Annotated in this window: 15 protein-coding genes; all 15 read right to left on the reverse strand. The window is 43.4% G+C overall.

All coding sequences use genetic code 11. The features are described from left to right. Nucleotides 1–41: 41 nt before the first annotated feature. On the reverse strand, nucleotides 42–2024 hold the full coding sequence (gene ispG, locus AAA942_RS07095) for a (E)-4-hydroxy-3-methylbut-2-enyl-diphosphate synthase (RefSeq protein WP_338219550.1): 1983 nt from the start codon (nucleotides 2022–2024) through the stop codon (nucleotides 42–44). 3 nt (nucleotides 2025–2027) lie between these two features. After that, a complete protein-coding gene (locus AAA942_RS07100; protein ID WP_338219551.1) occupies nucleotides 2028–2732 on the reverse strand; it encodes an SDR family oxidoreductase in 705 nt (234 codons plus the stop codon). 139 nt (nucleotides 2733–2871) lie between these two features. Beyond that, the gene (locus tag AAA942_RS07105; protein WP_338219552.1) at nucleotides 2872–6330 is read right to left on the reverse strand and encodes a hypothetical protein; all 3459 of its coding nucleotides are present in this window, start codon (nucleotides 6328–6330) and stop codon (nucleotides 2872–2874) included. 42 nt (nucleotides 6331–6372) lie between these two features. Next, nucleotides 6373–10074 (reverse strand): ATP-binding protein, encoded by a 3702-nt coding sequence (locus AAA942_RS07110; protein WP_338219553.1) that lies wholly within the window; start codon nucleotides 10072–10074, stop codon nucleotides 6373–6375. Nucleotides 10075–10125: 51 nt separating this feature from the next. Further along, entirely contained in the window at nucleotides 10126–10374 is a 249-nt protein-coding gene (locus AAA942_RS07115; protein WP_445083322.1) for a hypothetical protein, read from the reverse strand. Nucleotides 10375–10397: 23 nt separating this feature from the next. Then, nucleotides 10398–10952, reverse strand: coding sequence for a DUF420 domain-containing protein (locus AAA942_RS07120; RefSeq protein ID WP_338219555.1), 555 nt, complete (start codon nucleotides 10950–10952; stop codon nucleotides 10398–10400). Next, nucleotides 10939–11607 carry an SCO family protein gene (locus tag AAA942_RS07125; RefSeq protein ID WP_338219556.1) on the reverse strand — a complete coding sequence of 223 codons (669 nt, stop codon included), beginning with the start codon at nucleotides 11605–11607 and terminating at the stop codon, nucleotides 10939–10941. Before AAA942_RS07125 ends, AAA942_RS07120 begins: the two co-directional genes overlap by 14 nt. A gap of 72 nt (nucleotides 11608–11679) precedes the next feature. Further along, nucleotides 11680–12009: a cytochrome C oxidase subunit IV family protein gene (locus tag AAA942_RS07130; RefSeq protein WP_338219557.1), complete on the reverse strand. Its 330-nt coding sequence runs from the start codon at nucleotides 12007–12009 to the stop codon at nucleotides 11680–11682. A gap of 21 nt (nucleotides 12010–12030) precedes the next feature. Next, nucleotides 12031–12807, reverse strand: a complete 777-nt coding sequence (locus AAA942_RS07135; RefSeq protein ID WP_338219558.1) for a cytochrome c oxidase subunit 3 — start codon at nucleotides 12805–12807, stop codon at nucleotides 12031–12033. A gap of 26 nt (nucleotides 12808–12833) precedes the next feature. Next, nucleotides 12834–13415, reverse strand: coding sequence for a cytochrome c oxidase subunit 3 (locus tag AAA942_RS07140; RefSeq protein ID WP_338219559.1), 582 nt, complete (start codon nucleotides 13413–13415; stop codon nucleotides 12834–12836). A 3-nt stretch (nucleotides 13416–13418) separates the two neighbouring features. Further along, on the reverse strand, nucleotides 13419–14324 hold the full coding sequence (cyoE, locus tag AAA942_RS07145) for a heme o synthase (RefSeq protein WP_338219560.1): 906 nt from the start codon (nucleotides 14322–14324) through the stop codon (nucleotides 13419–13421). An 8-nt stretch (nucleotides 14325–14332) separates the two neighbouring features. Continuing rightward, nucleotides 14333–15403 (reverse strand): COX15/CtaA family protein, encoded by a 1071-nt coding sequence (locus AAA942_RS07150; RefSeq protein WP_338219561.1) that lies wholly within the window; start codon nucleotides 15401–15403, stop codon nucleotides 14333–14335. Beyond that, entirely contained in the window at nucleotides 15387–17273 is a 1887-nt protein-coding gene (locus AAA942_RS07155) for a cytochrome c oxidase subunit I (RefSeq protein WP_338219562.1), read from the reverse strand. Before AAA942_RS07155 ends, AAA942_RS07150 begins: the two co-directional genes overlap by 17 nt. 11 nt (nucleotides 17274–17284) lie before the next feature. Next, nucleotides 17285–18322 carry a cytochrome c oxidase subunit II gene (locus AAA942_RS07160; RefSeq protein WP_338219563.1) on the reverse strand — a complete coding sequence of 346 codons (1038 nt, stop codon included), beginning with the start codon at nucleotides 18320–18322 and terminating at the stop codon, nucleotides 17285–17287. A gap of 24 nt (nucleotides 18323–18346) precedes the next feature. Continuing rightward, the gene (locus tag AAA942_RS07165) at nucleotides 18347–19642 is read right to left on the reverse strand and encodes a quinol:cytochrome C oxidoreductase (protein WP_338219564.1); all 1296 of its coding nucleotides are present in this window, start codon (nucleotides 19640–19642) and stop codon (nucleotides 18347–18349) included.

The following is a 19642-nucleotide window of genomic DNA, read 5'->3' on the forward strand; positions in this document are numbered from 1 at the left end:
CTGTCTTCGGTCTCCTGTCTTCTGTCTTCGGTCTCCCGTCTTCAAATCGCCTCCGGCTCATTCCACATCCCGTCTTCCCGGATGATTTCGATCAGTTCATCCACAGCTTTTTCGGATGGAACGGATCGCTTTACCACCTCTTTTCCTTTGTAGAGTGTGATTTTTCCTTTGCCCGAACCCACATATCCGTAGTCAGCATCAGCCATTTCCCCTGGTCCGTTGACGATGCATCCCATGATTCCGATTTTGACGCCTTTAAGGTGGTCAGTTCGCTTTCGGATCATCGCTGTAGTCTCCTGAAGGTCAAAGAGTGTCCGTCCACAGGATGGGCAGGAAATGTATTCGGTCTTGGACATTCGGGTTCTCGCTGCCTGAAGTACTCCAAAGCTCACCGAATTGTGCAACTTGATCTGATCCAAAACTTCCTGTCGGGTATGTTCTCCTTCTTTTTCCAAAGAAATCAAAATCCCATCACCCAATCCGTCTACCAGCAATCCGCCCACATCAGTTGCAGAATAAAGCATGGTCATGTCTGCTGTCTGATCGGGATAGCTCACTTTCACAACCACTGGAATATCCGAACCCGCTTCGATCAAAGAAACAAATGCTCTTCTCAAAGCAGGCATACTGTGCGTATTGGCTGTTTTTAGGATCAGGACGGTGTCTTTTCTTCCCTGAATTGCACAGATGGTTTCAGCAATTTCTGTATCCAAGACTTCCAAGAAGTTGATTTCCGAATGGAAAACCTCTGCCTTTTGAAATTCTGACAAGCTAAAAAGTGGAAACTTATTGACCTGATCCGGAGCCTTTTCCCAGACTAAGTAATTCTGGATTTCCTTCATGCCGTTGGGCAGCATGAAAGGAATCGGATTGGAACCAGAATAGACAAAATCACATCCCAAGTCGTTCATTTTCCACTTGTCCAGTTCAGGCAAATAGAAATGACCTACAGCCTTCATTTCCCGATTTGTGATATTTTTCACTTTGGAAATATCCGTAATCACCCGGGGTACATTATGTCCACCGAAGTTGTATATCTCGGCTACCTGCCGCTTGTTGTGCTCAAAAGGAGTAATCGGATAATTGACTACTTCCGGAATGGAAGCATGTCCAGTTCGTCCAGTATAGCGATCGATCAGGGCTTTGGCTACAGGGGCTTCAAACTCAGGATCTTCGGTAAGTGAGACTCTCACCGTATCTCCCAACCCGTCTTCGAGGAGAGTTCCGATACCAACGGCTGATTTGATTCTACCGTCTTCCGCTTCTCCTGCCTCGGTTACACCCAAGTGGAGAGGATAGGGTTTGAAGCCTCCTTCGTTGAGCTTTTGGACCAAAAGCCGATAGGCCTGCACCATCACCTGAGTATTGGACGACTTCATAGAAATGACGATATCGTGGAATTTCTCATCCTCACAAATTCGCAAAAACTCCAAAGCAGATTCCACCATTCCGATCGGGGTATCTCCATATCGGCTCATGATCCTGTCAGAAAGTGAACCGTGATTGGTTCCGATCCGCATAGCTGTTCCGTTTTCCTTGCAAATTTTTACCAAAGGCAGAAACCGCTCGCGAATCCGCTCCAATTCCTCTGCATAGGAAGCATCCGTGTAGTCGATGACTTCAAATTTCTTTTTATCCGCATAGTTCCCAGGATTGATTCTCACCTTTTCCACAATTCTGGCAGCGAGTTCGGCTGCGTTGGGAGTAAAGTGAATATCTGCCACCAAAGGCGTCTGGTAGCCTCTTTTTCGGAGTTCTGTTTTGATATTCTTCAGATTCTCCGCCTCCTTGATAGAAGGAGCAGTGATCCGGATCAGCTCACATCCTGAGTCGATCATGCGGATGCATTGCTCTACAGAACCGAGGGTATCCATGGTGTCTACCGTGGTCATGGACTGCACCACGATATGATTGTCTCCGCCGATGATCACATCGCCTACTCTTACGGGGATGGTTTTTCGGCGGGAATACTGCGTGAGGTTGTCACAATAAAGGGAATCAAGGCTTTTGATGAGGGATTCCATAGCTTATATATCTCCTAGTTGGGGTCGGATTATTACTTCTTCAACAACGGTTCGGGGCGAAAGGTTATAAGCCGCCCAAACACTCTCTGCAATGTCTTCTGCGGGAATAAATCGCTCTACGGGCAAATCCACTCCTGCCCAGCTTTCAGTGAGGGTAGCTCCGGGCAAAATGGAGGTGACTTTGATCTGATGGGGTTTCAATTCTTCTCTCAGGCACTTGGTCATGCCGAGCATGGCCCATTTGGATACGGCATAGCTTCCTCCATTAGGGTAAGCTGTAAGCCCAGCGATGGAGCCCATGCTGAAGATGTGCCCGGATTTCCGTTGAATCATATCCTGCACCAAGGCCCGAATCAAATGATATGCAGAAAACAAATTGGTCTGCATCATCAGCTCAAAATTGCCGGCAGGCTCATCGTGAACTGCTCCAGGTAAAAATACCCCGGTGTTATTGACCAACGCATCAGGGATGGAAAAGGCCTTAGCTGCCTCAGCAAAACTTCTTACTTCATCTGCACGAGAAAGATCCGCCTTTTTGGCAAAAACACGAACTCCGGGATATTCGGATTCAATTGAGGCTTTGAGACGCTCCAAATCCTGCTCGTTTCTTGCGCAAGTCAGGATATTAAAACCCTCCTTGGCGAATCGCTCGATGATTGCCTTTCCTATTCCTTTTGTTCCGCCTGTGACCAGGATGCTTTTGCCCATTTGTTTAGCAGTTTAATAGTTAGTATGACAACTAACCAGCGCCAGCAAAGTTACATTTTTTTTCACGCGATTAAGAAATCGAAAAAGCAGGGATGTAGGGGAAGGGAACTCTCGCTTATATTGAGAAGAAGATTGACTCTCAAAAAAGAGCCGAGACCTGCATTCTTCCGATATGGACCACCCGATCGAGCCCTTCCGAATTTCTTCCCTCATAGACCAGATTGAGTTGAAGCCCCTCACCGATTTTGTGTAGCCAATTGAGTGACCAGGTTACATTGGTGCCCACAGTCAGAGCCTGCAGCATTTCATAGCCTACAGGGGAGTTGACCTCGCCGTTGTAGTCGATTTGGACGAGCTTTAGATTTCCTGTAAGTGTCGTTTTTATGGCTTTTGCATAGCGAATATCCATCCCCGTCTGATGAATCAGAGACTTCTCCTGAAACTCCACATTTTGCACATTTTCCTTTTCTGTAAAGGAATAAAAACCGGTAATCCTAAAGTAAGGGGTGGGTTGCCAAGCCAGTTCAGGACCAAAGGAATACTGATCCAAGGTATAATTTCTGTTGTCAAGAAAATCCGAAGCGGAAATCCGATTCCCCACACTTCCCAAAAGCCGGAGCGTAGTTTGGGAGTTGAAATTGTAGCGGGTGTTCAGTTTCCATTCCTGCTGAATCTGATCCTCAAAGCCTCCCGTCAACAGCTGCTTCAACTGGGAGTCAAAAAGAGAAAGGTCAAATCCGTATTTGGCTGAGGCCCGATTGAAGAAAAAACTGGTTCGAATCACCTGCCGAAGCGAAAGAATCTGATCTCTACTCAAGCTCCCCAAAAAAGGATTTACCCAACTCCAGAAGTCATCAGAAGTGACTTTCTTTTCCACACTGAGGCTGGATGTATTTGAGAACTTTTGGAGAAAAGACTTCACTCCCCCCGCCCCTTTCCAAGAATCCGGAAGTCTGGCCTGAATCCGGTAATTGAGCAAGGTGGTATATGCCTGGACAAAGGTATCCGTAGGCACAAAGACTTTGATATACAGCTTTTCTTCCGGATTGATGGCGAGGTAAAACTCATTCAACTGCTGAATCCCGTCCCCATTATCATCCCTCCAGGTGTGGGTTCCATCCCCATTAGGTGCAGGAAGGTAGACGTATTCCCGCTGCAGTTCCCGACCATTTCCGATGGCATAGCTTATTTCATTTCGGATGAGATTTTTTCCTATCCCACCCGAGTAGTCCACCTTACTTAGCAAAGTCAACTCATTGGGTAGCTCCCTTTGCAAATATCGGATATCCCGGTAGGTGAATGTCCCGCTGAGGTTGTGACTTTTCCACTGCTTACGCAAAGAGAAATTGGAGGTAAAGGCCTCCGTATCATCCTGTAGAATTCCTCCAGTGGGTAGTCGGTCTGTTCTCCAGGCCGCATCGGCGAGGAATGTGAGTTTGAGCGAGTCATTGCTTTGCAGAAACACCCTATGCTCCTTGAAGTTCATCGCAGTACCTATGATGGAATCTCTTTTGGAGTCGGTCACCTGATTGCGGTCCAAGGAAAACTGATAACCCGGCACGAAGATTTTGGATTTATAGCTCACATTGCCCAAATACCGAATCCAGTCATTGGTGAGGGTATCTTTGGTAGAATTGAGCTGAAAAAACTCCTGCTGAATTCGGAATCTTTTTCCCAATTCGGCTTTCCAGTTGGCTGCTTGCTGATAACCGGTCAGTTGATCTTCCCGGTTTCTCAGATTGATTCGATAGCTAAGTTCATTGAGCGCGTCTTTTTGCAAGGCAAGCTGAGTGAAAAAGAGACGCTCTGCCGCTGCTTCCCTGAGTTCGGCTGGATCCAAACCCCAATCCCGATCAAATTCGATGTATCTAAATCGATCAATGAAATTGAAATTGGTGGAGTTGTATTCCAGCTCGGTTTGGCCCTTGAAGCGGTAGCCTTTGAGAATTCCAACTTCCCGATTTTCGGATTGAAGACCGACTTTCCATCCCAAGCCCTGATTGTCCTGATCGTCAAGTTCTGAAAACAGGTTTTTGTCCAATGAGGAAAGTGCAACTTCAGTATAGACTTTTTCATAAGAACCTAATTTAATCCTTGTACCCGCGGTAGTCATTCTTCGGGCATCCGGGGCAGGGAGTTGAGTCAAAATGGTGTAATTCCCCTGAGCTTGTCCATTTACCCGGGGAACATACTCATAGACCACCCCATTGGCCAGTTGGGTGCTTTTCCGATAATCTCCTTGGCCTTGACTCACCTGTGAAAAGGAGACCTGAAAATGGGCCAAGGCAGGATCTGTGGAATAGCGATAAAATGTAAAAGGATTGCCAAGTGCATCTGTTTCGGTCACTTTTTCATACAAAATCCGGGTAGGGTCAAAGCCCACAGAATCGATGCGGGGAATCACCGCATTTTGGGTTTGATCCCCGACAGATGCCAAAAGGGCCTGCTCCTCCGGAGAAAACTCGGTGAAAAGGGGCCGGTTTCGGTTGTCTTTTTCCTGATAGAAATTGACATAAAAGTCCACCTTCCCATTGGTTTGAAGATGATTGGCTCCCAAAATGGACCGGGTATAGTTTCTCTCAGCAAACTCAAAATCCACCCTCACTCGGGAATATTGGGTGATCAAAACTTTCGGAGTAAAGGTAATCTCAGCTTGATTGTAGTCGATCACATAGTCTGCATTGAATCCCCGCTGCAGAAGACGTCCATCCAAAAATACTCGCTCTGAATTGGCCATGATGACCACAAAGCGTTCTCCATTAGGTCCATTGAGGCGATAAGGCCCCAATACTCCTTCCAAAATCGGAACCTGAATCGAAGCAAACTTCCCTTTGGCCACCGAAGCAAAACCTTCCGTACTCGCTTCCCAACCTCCTTTGACCTTGTATTTGGTGGTAAGTTGGAGCCCCTGCACGTTTTTGTAATAGCGGAGAAAATCCGATTGCCTTTGCTGCAGCACCACATCCCCTGCCGAAAGTCTGAACTGATCATTGTACAACTCCACCAGCACATTGTCGAAATCCTGAATCTGCTGTGAATTTCCCTCAGGTTGAAATGGGACATTCTGATCGGTGATACTTGCCCTGATTTTCAAGTTTTCGCCGATATCCCCATCCAGCTGGAGATTCAAAGCCGAGTTGACAAAGACATTTTGGGTATTGCCAAAAGACACCCCACGGGTGAGACTTCCGGTTTTGTAGAGATTGGTGCTGGGAAAAAGCTCCTCGCGAATGTCAAAATCGGGAACCGCTTGCACCCTGTTGTCTTTAAAAAGTGCCATAGAATCGTAATTGGCCAGCAGTGTCCTTCGGGCAAAGGTTTGCTCCAGTGGAATGGGTAAAGTCTGATAGCAAACCTGAAGAGAATCAGGTCTTGCCGTCTCTTCTCCTTCCAACAGAAGGCTTTGGCTTTCGGGTCGGAAAGTAAAGGGATAAGACTTACCGGAAGCATCCAAAACCCGAATGGTATTTTCCAAAACAGGCAAGGAGTCCAGCCTAACCGGGGTTTTCAACTCTTCTGAAGAAAACCAACGGCACTTTTCCTGAGCCTGGCTAAATCCAGCCAGTAAAAGAAAACCTATCAGGAAAATCAACCGCATGCTTATCCAAAACTATTTCTTGAAGGTAATAAAAACCTCAAATTACTGGATAAGAGGAAAGGTGAGGTAAAAGGTGGTCCCTTTACCCTCTTGTGTCTCAAACCAGATCTTTCCTCCTGCAGTCTCTACCCCACTCTTGGCTATAGCCAGGCCCAGCCCCGATCCAGTGGTCTTGGTACTGAAATTAGGTATGAAAATCTTATCTCTCAATTCAGGAGGAATTCCTTTGCCATTATCAGAAATTTCCAGAAAAACTGCCTGCTCAGTCATCCAAAGCCATACCCGAATGTGGGGAGATTTCCCGGGTTCTACGGCCTGAATCCCATTGATAATCAAATTGGCGATGACCCGACCGAAGAGTTTATCGTCTCCCATGATTGGGATCTCATCAGCATAGGAATCATCCTGAAAGTCCAGCTGAACTCGCTTGTCATTTTGAAACAGCTCCAGAACTTTCAGCACCACAGCCTTGTAATTCATTCGCTCATTTTTGGGAAGAGGCATTTTTGCAAAAGTGGAAAAAGAAGAGGCGATCCCACTCAGTGCATCCACCTGATGGATCAGTGTCTCGAGGGATTTGCGCAACTTTTCTTTATCCTCCAATTTGCCTTCATGCTCCAGTCGGATCAGATGCTGAAGCGTCAGCTTCATCGGGGTGAGGGGATTTTTGATCTCATGAGCCACCTGCTTGGCCATTTCTCTCCAGGCAGATTCCTTTTCGGAAGAGGCAAGGACTTTTTTACTGGCTTCTAGTTTAAATAGCATATTGTTGTATTCCTTTACCAGCAGGCCGATCTCATCCTTGGCCGCCCAATACATGGGTTCGTTGTTTTCCAGATTTGTAGTCTTGAGTTTTTGCGTAAGGATCTTAAAGGGCAAAGTCAAATTGCGGGAAACAAAGCCGGATACTACCAAGAAAAGGATAAAGATGACTACAAAGGCGTTGAAAATATTGCTCAAGACATCCGAAATGAGGGAATTGAGCTCTGTCTCCGATTCGAAATAGGGAATAGCCAAAATTCCTGAGATCGAAGCGTCCACTTGAGAAGGGATTCCCAGATAAACCGTCTGATAGTTCAGGTTACCTATTTTTTCCTGAATCAAAAGTTCGACCTGATTCTTTTCAATGATTCCGGCCATGGCAGCAGGATTGATCAGGGGAGACAGAATTTTCTTATCAAAAATGTTGGGCCGGTTGGTGAATTCCAGCATTCCATCAGGTGTATAGAGATGAATATCACTTGCCAAAGTATTCGCTAAGGCATTGATCTCTTCATTGAGCAAATCCCGGTCTATACTTTCGGGATTTTGATTATTGAGCATGCTCCCCAAATTGACCCGAATGAGATTGGCCTTTTCCAGATATTGCCGATTGAGATCATCCCTGTAGCTCCCTGTAAGCAAACCTATGGTGATGATGGAAATGATGATAATAGGAAAAAAGAAGGCAAAATTGAGGTAGAGCTGCAGCTTGGTAGAGTAGTTGAATTCAAAGTTCCTGTAGCCTTTGAATAGCGTATTCAAAAGAATAGCCAAGAAGGTTAAAAACACAAAAGCGACGAAAAACAGGGAGATATTTCCAAAAAAATGAGCTGCAGAAGGAGTCGGAGAAGATATCACCAAAACCTCATCCCCATTGCGGATACCCAAATGATGAAACCCACTTTGAATTACTCCTGAAGTAAACAGCTGATCCCTCTGGAGATTAGGCAGAAAAGTCTCTTGTGAATAGTTGAATACTCCAACGCTCCTAAGCAATTCCCCATCCCGAAAGACTGCGTATGGGTAGGAAAGAGGCTCTAGCTTATCCGCATATTTCTTATCAAGGAGCAATTTGGGATAGACACTACCCGGCTGCACTCTCAGCTGATTCAGTTCAAAAAATATGGTACCCAAAAGATTATTTTCCCTCACTATGGGAACAAATCCTACCATCTTATTTGCTCCGGTCTCTTTGCCCCGAATAAAATACAGATCTCTTACTCCTGTGGCATAGTCACTTTTGACAAATTGCTGCTGAAGCGTGGGAAGTTCGACCCTTTCCAAAGGACCGAGGATTTGCTGTCCTGATGGAGAAAATATCCGGATAACTACTTCAAACTGATCAAAATAATTATCGAGGTAAATTTTCCGAAGTTTGGTTTCTACAGGGTCCTTAGAAAGGAGCGGATCAGCTAGACGGTTCTGAATAAACAGATCGTTTTTCAGTCGGCTAAAAATATCCGACATAAAAAACTCCGTCATCACATCATTTTCAATCAGGTTTTGGGTAGCAAAGCGAGTTTTTGATTGAACCAGGCTTTCTCTTCCCGTTTGAAAAGTACTGATACCCACAATCCCTGCAATGATCAAACTGGCATAGAAAAAGGTCAAAAAAGTATCCAAACCCAAACGGAAAACATTTTTGTAAAGCTCAAATCGGACTACTGTGAAAATAAAAACCAGGTGTAAAACCCAAGCCATACTCCACCAAAAAGAAAACCAAAACATCAAACCCAAAATGGGAAGTCCCAAAACCAAAAGGAGTCTGTTACTCGGTACTGGCTGAATAATCAGACTTCCTAAAATCCGAAAAAGGGTAAGAACTAACAGGGTGTAAATCCCCGCCCATAAAAAGAGAATGAGGAAACTGATTGCCTTGAATCCGTCGAAAGTAGGGATGGAACGTATATCCAAAACCCATTGAGAGTTAAATATCAAATCCCGAGGAAGAAACCAAAGGATTAGAAAAAAAAGGGAACCAAGACCAAAAGCCAGAAGATACAGCAAGAAGAAAGGATATCTTTCAGCTAATTTTTGGACTTTTTGAAGGGTATTTGCACTGGCTAGTTCATGGATCACCAACCCAAAAAGAAATACTATACCAATAGTATTTACCATTAGGTCACCCAAGCTGGGATTGAACCAAGAAGAAGCATAATAGATGGAATTAAAGAGCTCAGTTTCGAAAAAAGCCCCTGGAAAATCCGTCCACAACATCAAAATTCGAACAGCCAAAAAGAGGATCAAACCATAACCTATAGTCTGCCATCTTTGTCCTTTTTTCCATTTCTTTCTCAGAAAGTCAAAACTGACCAAAACGTAGAGTAAGGAAATGGAACAAATAAAAATAACTAAGGCGGTATTGGAGACGCGAGTCACCGGCACATAGCCTAAGAGGAAATTGATCCCGAATAGTTCTTTTCCTGCTGCATTTTGAATCTGATAAGCTCCGTCTGCTGGATTGGGAAAAAGTTGAAATCGCTCATTTCCAAACAACTCGGGAGATGGGCCAGTTTGGAGATAATCGTTTTGAATTGATCCAGGCCATATCAAACGGTAGGCATGGACCATAAAATAATCCGTGCTTCCCCGTTTGATTTTTCTGGTTTTTAGAAAAAAGGTCCCGAAAGGATCTTCATGCAGGATATATTCTTTGGTAACGTCTAATGCAGAAAAATCCAACCTCACCGTAAAATCCGACCAAAACATCAGGTTTTTTTCCTGATCCAAAAGAAAAAATGGATGCAAATGAGAGGGACTGCTGATCATCGAAAAGGTAACCGGATCTTCCGGTCTCACGTCCATCAACACCCGGATAAAATCCTCGTCAAACTCCCTTTCGATTTTTTGAATCTTGGATTCGATCAGCCTGAGATATTTTTCCTCATCGCTTTTTTGAAAGACAAAAAAATTGAGAATTAAAACGATCAAGACGGCAAGGATGCCAAACAAGATCAGAAGACGACGGGTAGATGGACTCATTTAGCCTAAAAATAAAAAAGCAAAGTCTGGTATCAAACTTTGCCTTTACCTTCATCGAAGGGATAATTTAGCTTTTTTCTTTTTGGCGGATCTATACCATAGAAATCCGATAATGGCAGCCATCAAATACGGCATTACAAATAAATACAAAATCCCGTTGTTCAGCCCGGCACCGATGGAAGTGTCACCATTGCTTACGTTATTCTCAACTGAAGCCCGGCACATTGCGCACTGGGCCCAAGAGGAAACCTGAAGGCCAAAAAACAAGATCAATGCTAGGAAATACTTCAACTTCATCATTTTATTGATTTGAATTGAGATAATCAATGGGTGTAATAGGGAGAGATCATCAGATATACGATCACCCCTGTCACTGATACGTAAAACCAGATCGGAAAGGCGAATTTAACCAATTTTCGGTGCTTTTCCCTCTGATCCGTATACCCATAGTAATAGGCAAATAGAATAGGAAACAGGGCAATGGCTGCAAAGAGGATATGCGTAATCAACAGGAAATAATAGATTGGCCTGATAATCCCTTCCCCTCCAAAGCTGGTACTTTCTGCCGCACTGTGATAAACCACATAAGACACCAGGAAGATTGCTCCTAGTGTAAATGCTACGGTCATAGTAGCCCCGTGGTAGGCAAACTTCTTCTGCTTTGCAAAAATCAAAGCCACAACCAAAGCTACGGAAGCCGCTGTATTAATCACTGCATTCAGATGAGGCAAGAAATATACCCAATCTCCCAGGGCAGTAATTTTGGTAGGCATAAAGAGCAGCACGGCTACTGCCAAAGGAATTGCAACGGATATCCCAATTATCCAACCCTTAACATTTTTCTCGTTTGCCAATGAGTTATTTTCAATTTTTGCCATGCAATAAAACTTTTGTTTCTAACATCAATAGATCTACAGCTTCGCGGTCTGTACCGCTATAGTATCCACGGATACGCCCCATATCATCAATCAGGACAAATTTATCGCTGTGGACAAAATCATCAGGTACTCCATTTCCATCCAAGGTGGGTAAAACGAATCCGCACTTGGCCAGCTGATACGTCTCCTCTTTTGGACCGGATAGAAAGTGCCATTTACCGGGTATAGCATTATGTCTTTCTGCATACTCTTTTAGAATCTCAGGAGTATCGTACTCTGGGTCTATACTGATAGACATTATCTGAACCTTTGGCTCGTCTCTAAACATGTCATTGACCCGCTCCATTTCCTTAGACATAAGAGGACAAATACTTGGACAGGAAGTAAAAAAGAAATCGACGATTGTGATTTTCCCTTCCATTTCAGCCCTTCCTAGGGATTCCCCATTTTGATTCAAAAAGGAAAATTCCGGTATAAAATGCTGACCTGAATCCGTAGATGGACATTCCTGAAAAGGATTTTCCACTCCATTTTCGAAATAAATTGGAAGATCGTATTCATTTTTCCCAAATCCTCTCAGGAAAAGAAAGATCAACAAGGGAATAAGCAGTATGCAGACCAAAACCATGCCCTGCAGCAATCTCAAACTTCTCATACTAGTGGATTAACAAAAAAGAAGGTTGAAGTGATTCACTCCAACCCTCTTTTTTTGGAAATTTTTTACGGATTACCAACGCATCATGAAGATGTCCGAACCTTCCTTGGCCAAGGCAATCAGAAGCCAAACCAAGAAGATCAAAGGAACGATGATGGAATAGAACAAAGGCTTCACTTCGTCTCCCAAGTGCATAAATTCCATCATGATGTACTTGGCTTTCCAAATAGTCAGAATAATGAAAAGGGCATACAAAAGAATACCTCTATCCATAGTAAATGCCATAATAAATTCAGCGACAGTGATGGCCAAAAGAATTCCGGCAGTTTTCCAGATTTTCTTGATTTTCTCTTCATTTCTAGGTTCTACCTGAAGAGTGGATTTAGTGTCTTGGATTTCCATATTTCGAGAATTTTAAAAGGCTTAGATCAAATAGAACAAGGTAAACACGAATACCCAAACCAGGTCAACGAAGTGCCAGTAAAGGCCGATTTTCTCAATCATTTCATAATGACCTCTCTTGTCATACACTCCCACAGCAGCCTGATAGAAAGCCAAGAAAAGGAGCACCACACCGATGGTCACGTGGAAACCATGGAAACCGGTAATGAAGAAGAACAATTGAGCAAAAGCAGGAGGACCATACTCATTGACAACCAAGTTGGCTCCAAATACAGTCTCGGTCACATTTTGGTTCAAAGAATTGATGTAGGTCAGGACTGAACCTCCGTCTGTACCATGGATGAAGTGTGACCATTCCCAAGCCTGACAGCCTAAGAAAGTGATACCACCTAACATAGTCCAAAGCATCCATTTAACTACATCATTTCGATCATTTCTATGACCTGCTTCTACAGCCAATACCATGGTCACAGAAGAGGAAATCAGAATGAAAGTCATGATACCCACAAATACCAATGGGGCATGAAAACCGTGTAGGAAAGGAACGGCTTCAAAAACCAATTCCGGAACAGGCCAGTATTCATTTGAACCGACGAAAGTTTCGGCAGGTCCGGCGTAGGCAGGATAGCTGACTCGGATAGCCAGATAGCTGATCAAAAAAGCAGCGAAAGTGAAAATGTCGGAAAGCAGGAAAAACCACATCATAAGTTTTCCATAGCTAGCCTTAAGGGGCTCATTTCCTCCTCCCCAAACGCCTCTCTTCGAGCTTACTCCAATAGCAGTAGAATGCGCAGACATAAGTTATCTATTTGTACTAGGTTAAATTAATGATTCAATAATAAGAACATGAAAAGATACAGCCAAAGCCCCCCGAGAAAATGCCAGTAAGTCGTGGCCATTTCCATCGTATTCATCGCTTGAGAATGTACCTTCAATCTAAAGGTCGAAATTAGCACAATAATCAGAAATATTAAACCGCTGATCAGGTGCAAGGCATGCATTCCTGTGATTACATATAAAAACGAGCCCGCAGGATTGCCCACAAAAAAGACTTCTCGGTCTACCAATGCTACCCAACTGTACCACTGCCCTACCAAAAAACCAATTCCTAAGAGGACAGTCAAAACCATTCCGGTTCGCAGGTTGGCAAAATTATCTTTCTTGGCAGAGAAATAAGCCCACTGTAGGGTAATTGAACTGAAAATTACGATTCCTGACGTAATCCAAAATACTTCAGGGAGATCATATTCCAGCCAGTTACCTTCGGCTTGCCTCACAATGTAGGCGCTAGTCCACGCTGCGAAAAGCATAACTACAGTAACCATAAACAACCAAAGAGCAAACTTTTTAGGATGCATGCTGATTGGCTGCTCGACCATATCTACGTATTTCAATTCTCTCTCCATCACTTAAGGCATCTTATCCAACAAATACGCTATCTGCACAATGGGCAGGTAGAGAAATGATCCAAACATAATTTTCAAAGCAGACTTTCGACTGCAATCTCTCATCAGGGAGAAAGTTTGAGCCAAAAACAGCACTCCACAAATTGTAGCAACAATTCCAGAATTGATCCCTGTAAGACCGAAATAAGAAGGAAGTAAACCTAGAGGAAGAAGGAACAGCGTATAGATCATAATCTGGATAGCTGTATTCAAATCCTGACCTCCACCACTGGGCAAAAGTTTAAAACCTGCTCTTTTGTAATCTTCATCAGACACCCAAGCAATAGCCCAAAAGTGAGGGAATTGCCAAATAAACTGAATCCCAAAGATGATCAACGCTTCATGGGAAATAGCTCCTGTGGCTGCAGTCCATCCCAACAAGGGAGGCATTGCTCCAGGGATAGCACCTACAAAGACAGCAATTGGTCCAACTCGCTTCAGAGGGGTGTAGGCAAAAACGTAAAGGACCATGCTCAAAATCCCCAACCAAGTGGTCAAGGGATTAGTGAATGCCCAAAGCAGTCCCACTCCAACCAGCGCTACAATAACTGTAAACCAATACGCTTCTTGAAGAGAAATGATATTTAGAGGCAAGGGACGGTTTTGAGTTCTTTTCATCAACCGATCCAAATCGCGCTCCATGATTTCATTGGCAGCGCCTGAAGCTCCTGAAATCAAAAATCCTCCCAAGGCTAAACCCAAAAATCCGGTCCAGCCAAAACCTGTTCCCCGATCGCCAAGGATATATCCAAAGACTGCGGAAAAGGTCACCAATGCAGATAATCTGATTTTAATCAAATCTGCATAGGCTTTTGCCCTTACCAAAAGGAAGCTTACTATAGAATGGTCAGTTGCATTAACTGTCCTCATTTTTCCTATTAATTTAACTTAAACTGAACTTGGTCTTTTAATTGAAGAATCAAAATAAATTGTATCCCCAGTATTAAAGACCCCAAGACTAAATGAAGTGGCTGAAGAAAAGCTGGAATGCCGAAGTAGGCCATACCCATACCGGTTGCAATTTCCAAAAGCAAAACCAGCATCAAGACTTGACTCCAAACCTGCACTTTAGACTTTCGGACTGCGTATCTAAAAGCCCAAAAGAAGTAAAGGATATGTACAGCAAGAAGAATCAGGGAGAAAGAACGGTGGATTATAAACTTGAGTCCAATTTGATCAATCCACTCTTCTCTCATCAAATTTCCGAGAGCGAAGGAAATTCGGTCAATCTCCTCACGAACCTGAGTTCCCAATACTACCTGAATCAGCATCAGGATGGCTCCAATGATTAAAATCCATCTCACTTTTCCAGGAATCTCAGCTCGGATACCGTGATCCAGCTGTAATCTTTCCGAGCGATGATTGATGTACAACAACACACCTACCAGCCCAAGAGCAAGCAGCATGTGAATAGTAATCATCCAAGCCAGCAAATTGGTAGAAACCACAATAGAACCAATCCAGCCAGTGAACATTACCAAAATCAAGGCGACAAAGGCAAGGATTGGAATCATTTTATCAATCTTCCAGAGCTTAAGAGACTTCCAAAGCGTAAGAATGATCAATAATCCAATTACAACACCAATCAGACGGTTGATATATTCTATCCAAGTTTTGGTAGCATTGAATTCCTCTTCTACCAAAATTGATTTGTCATTGGCAATCTCACGAGCCGTTTTTTCAAATCCTAATTTTTCAAGCGTAGCTACAAACCGTTCGTTTTTAGCCAATCTCTGTTTGAGATAAATTTCCTGATAATTTTTTGGGAGCTGATCCACATGTGTAGGTGGAATCACGCTCCCAAAACATTTCGGCCAATCGGGACATCCCATTCCGGAGCCTGTGCTCCTGACGATCCCACCAACCAGTATGAGGAAATAAACAGCTGCCACCGTCAAGAAAGATGTCCGGCGGAAGCTGTTTATCAGTTTATCAGTGTTTGTTTTCATTAGCGACCAATACCTCAGACTCCTCCTTCATAATCTCCTCTTCCAACTTCACCAACTCTTGCTCATGAGGCAGGTTGGATTCTGGAGTTTGTGAGAATGGAACAGTCTGTGGAATGAAGTCTTCAGCAGCACCCGGCTTAGAGTAATCATAAGGCCATCTGTAAACAGTAGGGATTTCTCCAGGCCAGTTACCATGCCCTGGGTTGATAGGCGTAGTCCATTCCAAGGTAGTAGATCTCCAAGGATTAAGAGTAGCTTTTCTACCTCTGTACATGCTGTAGAAGAAGTTGAACAGGAAAATAAACTGCGCTGCAAATGTGATGATAGCAGCAACAGACACAAACATGTTCAGATCTGTATACATGTTGGTGAATTCAAAGTTAGTCCAAGAGTAATATCTTCTAGGGAAACCGGCAATCCCGATGTAGTGCATGGGGAAGAATACCATGTACACACCTACGAACGTCAACCAGAAGTGTACATATCCTAGTCTCGCATCCATCATTCTTCCAAACATCTTAGGGAACCAATGGTATACACCAGCCAGCAATCCAAAGAAGGAGGCTGAACCCATTACCAAGTGGAAGTGCGCCACTACGAAATAGGTATCATGAAGCTGAATATCGATAGCAGAGTTACCTAGGAAAATACCAGTCAAACCACCGGAGATAAAGAAGGAAACCAAGCCGATAGAAAACAACATTGCAGGAGTAAAGATCAAGTTACCTCTCCAAAGTGTAGTCAGGTAGTTGAATACCTTTACTGCTGAAGGAACCGCAATGATCAAAGTGAGGAACATGAAAATCGAACCCAAGAACGGATTCATCCCTGAAACGAACATGTGGTGAGCCCAAACGATGAAGGAAAGAATGGTAATTCCCAACATGGAAATGATCATCGCCTTGTAACCAAAGATTGGCTTTCTGGAGTTTGTGGCAATCACTTCGGAAGTAATACCCAAAGCTGGCAAAAGAACGATGTAAACTTCAGGGTGGCCCAAGAACCAGAATAAGTGCTGGTACAATACAGGACTACCTCCTGTGTTAGGTAAAGCTTCACCACCGATATAGATATCGGAGAGGTAGAAGGAAGTACCAAAGCTTCTGTCAAAGACCAAAAGCAGGGCTGCAGCAAACAATACAGGGAAAGACAATAAACCAATTACAGCAGTAAGGAAGAATGCCCAAATGGTCAATGGAAGTCTTGAGAAAGACATTCCTTTTGTTCTCAAGTTAATTACTGTAGTTATATAATTGATACCTCCAAGAAGAGAGGAAGCGATAAAGAAAGTCATCGCAATCAACCACAATGTCATACCCAATCCAGAACCTGGAATAGCTTGTTCCAGAGCTGATAGTGGAGGATAAACTACCCAACCACCTCCTGCAGGACCAGTCTTGATAAATAGGGAAATAAACATGATCACACTGGAAAGGAAGAAGAACCAGTAAGAAAGCATGTTCATGAATCCCGATGCCATATCTCTGGCACCAATTTGTAGAGGAATCAGGAAGTTAGAAAAGGTACCACTAAGCCCGGCAGTCAATACAAAGAACACCATAATAGTGCCGTGCATGGTTACCAAAGCCAGATAAAAAGTAGGATCTAATTTTCCTGTTTCGTCAATCCAACCTCCCAAAAGTGGTCGTAACCACTCAAGATTCATTTCTGGAAATCCCAATTGCAACCTAAAAAGGATGGAAAGGAATCCGCCAATAATCGCCCAAAAGATACCGGTGACCAAGAATTGCTTCCCGATCATCTTGTGATCTTGGGTGAAAATATATTTTGTTATAAAATTATCATGATGCTCGTGATCGTGATGATCGTGTGCATGTACATCATGATTTGCTACAGATGCTGTTGCCATAACCTATAATTTTATTTTTTACTTTCGCTCAACTGAATATCTGCCAATTCTTTCATTTCAGCAGGAAGACTTTCCGCAAGGGAAGGGTTTTGCTGAATAAAAGATTTCTGTTCCGCCAACCACTTCTGGTAAGCTTCTGGCTCTACTACCTCAATCACCTTCTTCATAGAGAAGTGCCCACGCCCACAGATTTCTGTACAAGCGATTTCATACTCAAATTCCGGATTATTCAATTCGGCTCTCATTTCTTCGGTTGTCTTGGTAGGGACAAACCAGAAACGAGTAGGCATTCCAGGAACAGCATCCATTTTCAATCTCATATGAGGTGCGAATACGGAATGTAAAACATCACGCGCTCTGATTTTGAAAAGAACAGGTTCACCTTTTGGAATAACTACTTTGGGAGAAGGGAAATCATCGATCGCATTTTTATCGGTGAAATCCACCCCATGCGAATTGGAAGCTGTGATCAACCGATAATCGTAATCTCCTAATACATTGTCTTTACCAGGATATCTCACGTCCCATGCAAACTGATATCCCATTATTTCTACTACATGGGCATTTTCAGGTGCAGGAGCTGTGATATCAGACCAAGCCATCCAACCGGTCAATACCAAGCCGGCAAGTACGACACCCGGTACTGCAGTCCAAATGACTTCCAGTTTGTTGTTATCAGGATAGAAAGTAGCTTTTCTGTTTTCCTTGTACTGGTATTTGTAAGGGAAAATGAAAAGCAAAATGTGTGTAATCAGGAAGACTATACCGGTTACAGCCATAGTCACCCAGAAAAGCCGGTCTGTGACTACCCCATGTTCAGAAGCGATTGGCAACTGATAGTTGTCAAACTCTTTAATGGAATACCAAAACATGAGAATGCCTGTTCCCAGTAAGAATAACACGAAAAGAATCGCATTAATCTTGTTACTTCCGGATGCTACTTTTTTATCCGAGCCTTTTACAACCGATACCAAGGTTTGAATTCTGTAAACCATCCAGATGATGGATAACAGCAACAAAACCCCTACTCCAATCAGAAATCCGTACATACCTTATTTTTTTCGGATAGTTAATTAAATGTGATGATGATAGCTTTCTTCAAGCATTGGATGATTTTTCGCAATCAGGTTCTTTTTCGCCAAACCACTCAGTACAACCAACGCCACCGCGGAACCATAAACCAAGAACATTCCTACTTCCATCAGACCAATACCTCCATTGTGTCCTAAAGTACCAGGCTGAACCATCAGGAAGAAATCAATCCAGTGCCCAACCAAAAGAATGGTACAAACCAACTTGAGGAATACTCCGTGTCTCTTGGAATCTCTTGTCATTAAAACTAGGAAAGGAAGCACAAAGTTTAGTGCAATGTTCACAAAAATAAATCCTCCGTAAACGTCACTCTGTAATCTCTCCAAGAAATAAACAGATTCCTCTGGAATGTTTGCATAGTAGATCAAAAGGAACTGAGAGAACCATAAGTAAGTCCAGAAGATAGAAAAACCAAAGACAAACTTACCGAGATCATGCACGTGGTTTTCATTAACCATCTCAAGATATCCTCTGCCTTTCAAGAATATGGTCAGTAAAGTGATTGCTGAAAGCCCTGAAACAAACCAAGAAGCAAACACATACCAACCAAAGAGAGTAGAGAACCAGTGTGTATCAATAGACATCACCCAATCCCAAGCAGAAACAGAAGAAGAAACAGCAAAGAAGACCAAGAAGTAAGCAGACCAGCTCCTCATTTTAAACCAATGGGAAGTACCTCCCAATTGGTCTTCCTGATCAGATATTTTCTTGAACTTATTAAAAAAGAAAACCCAGAATGCAAAGAAGATGACCATTCTCAGCACGTAGAATACCGGGAATGTTCCTTTTTCCATTGGCCAATAGAAGAAAGCACCTTTACCATCGATAATCTTATCGTATTGGGGATCATTTTTATCAAACAGATAAGAATGAGTCCAGTGGAAAAGATCATGATTTGCAATAAAGAAGGTGGCAATCATCAATAGGGCAGCATATGGCAACCAGTTGCCAAAGGAAAGCATAACCCTCAATAAAGGAGTGGACCATCCAGCCTGTGCGGCAAATTGAATTGCAAAGAAGAATACACCGACAATAGCAATTCCTGTGAAGAAGACATTGTTAATCCAAAGGTTAGCATAAAGTCTCTCATACCAATGGAAAGCATGTCCACCAGCTTCACCTGCCTCCTCATGATGACCACCTGTCATTGCCAGGACGATACCAATGCCGAGAATTACCGCACCGATAATCAAAACAGTCATGATAGACTTTTTGGTAGCAGCGTTAAAGTCAAAACGCTGATCTAAATTGTAATGTTGTTCGCCGTGATGAGCCAT

The organism is Algoriphagus sp. oki45 (assembly GCF_036245605.1).
Lineage (GTDB): Bacteria > Bacteroidota > Bacteroidia > Cytophagales > Cyclobacteriaceae > Algoriphagus.

What these genes read in the sequence shown, in the direction of transcription:
- ispG (WP_338219550.1), bottom strand. Translation starts at nt 2,024, where the DNA reads ATGGAATCCCTCATCAAAAGCCTTGATTCCCTTTATTGTGACAACCTC.
- AAA942_RS07100 (WP_338219551.1), bottom strand. Translation starts at nt 2,732, where the DNA reads ATGGGCAAAAGCATCCTGGTCACAGGCGGAACAAAAGGAATAGGAAAG.
- AAA942_RS07105 (WP_338219552.1), bottom strand. Translation starts at nt 6,330, where the DNA reads ATGCGGTTGATTTTCCTGATAGGTTTTCTTTTACTGGCTGGATTTAGC.
- AAA942_RS07110 (WP_338219553.1), bottom strand. Translation starts at nt 10,074, where the DNA reads ATGAGTCCATCTACCCGTCGTCTTCTGATCTTGTTTGGCATCCTTGCC.
- AAA942_RS07115 (WP_445083322.1), bottom strand. Translation starts at nt 10,374, where the DNA reads ATGATGAAGTTGAAGTATTTCCTAGCATTGATCTTGTTTTTTGGCCTT.
- AAA942_RS07120 (WP_338219555.1), bottom strand. Translation starts at nt 10,952, where the DNA reads ATGGCAAAAATTGAAAATAACTCATTGGCAAACGAGAAAAATGTTAAG.
- AAA942_RS07125 (WP_338219556.1), bottom strand. Translation starts at nt 11,607, where the DNA reads ATGAGAAGTTTGAGATTGCTGCAGGGCATGGTTTTGGTCTGCATACTG.
- AAA942_RS07130 (WP_338219557.1), bottom strand. Translation starts at nt 12,009, where the DNA reads ATGGAAATCCAAGACACTAAATCCACTCTTCAGGTAGAACCTAGAAAT.
- AAA942_RS07135 (WP_338219558.1), bottom strand. Translation starts at nt 12,807, where the DNA reads ATGTCTGCGCATTCTACTGCTATTGGAGTAAGCTCGAAGAGAGGCGTT.
- AAA942_RS07140 (WP_338219559.1), bottom strand. Translation starts at nt 13,415, where the DNA reads ATGGAGAGAGAATTGAAATACGTAGATATGGTCGAGCAGCCAATCAGC.
- cyoE (WP_338219560.1), bottom strand. Translation starts at nt 14,324, where the DNA reads ATGAGGACAGTTAATGCAACTGACCATTCTATAGTAAGCTTCCTTTTG.
- AAA942_RS07150 (WP_338219561.1), bottom strand. Translation starts at nt 15,403, where the DNA reads ATGAAAACAAACACTGATAAACTGATAAACAGCTTCCGCCGGACATCT.
- AAA942_RS07155 (WP_338219562.1), bottom strand. Translation starts at nt 17,273, where the DNA reads ATGGCAACAGCATCTGTAGCAAATCATGATGTACATGCACACGATCAT.
- AAA942_RS07160 (WP_338219563.1), bottom strand. Translation starts at nt 18,322, where the DNA reads ATGTACGGATTTCTGATTGGAGTAGGGGTTTTGTTGCTGTTATCCATC.
- AAA942_RS07165 (WP_338219564.1), bottom strand. Translation starts at nt 19,642, where the DNA reads ATGGCTCATCACGGCGAACAACATTACAATTTAGATCAGCGTTTTGAC.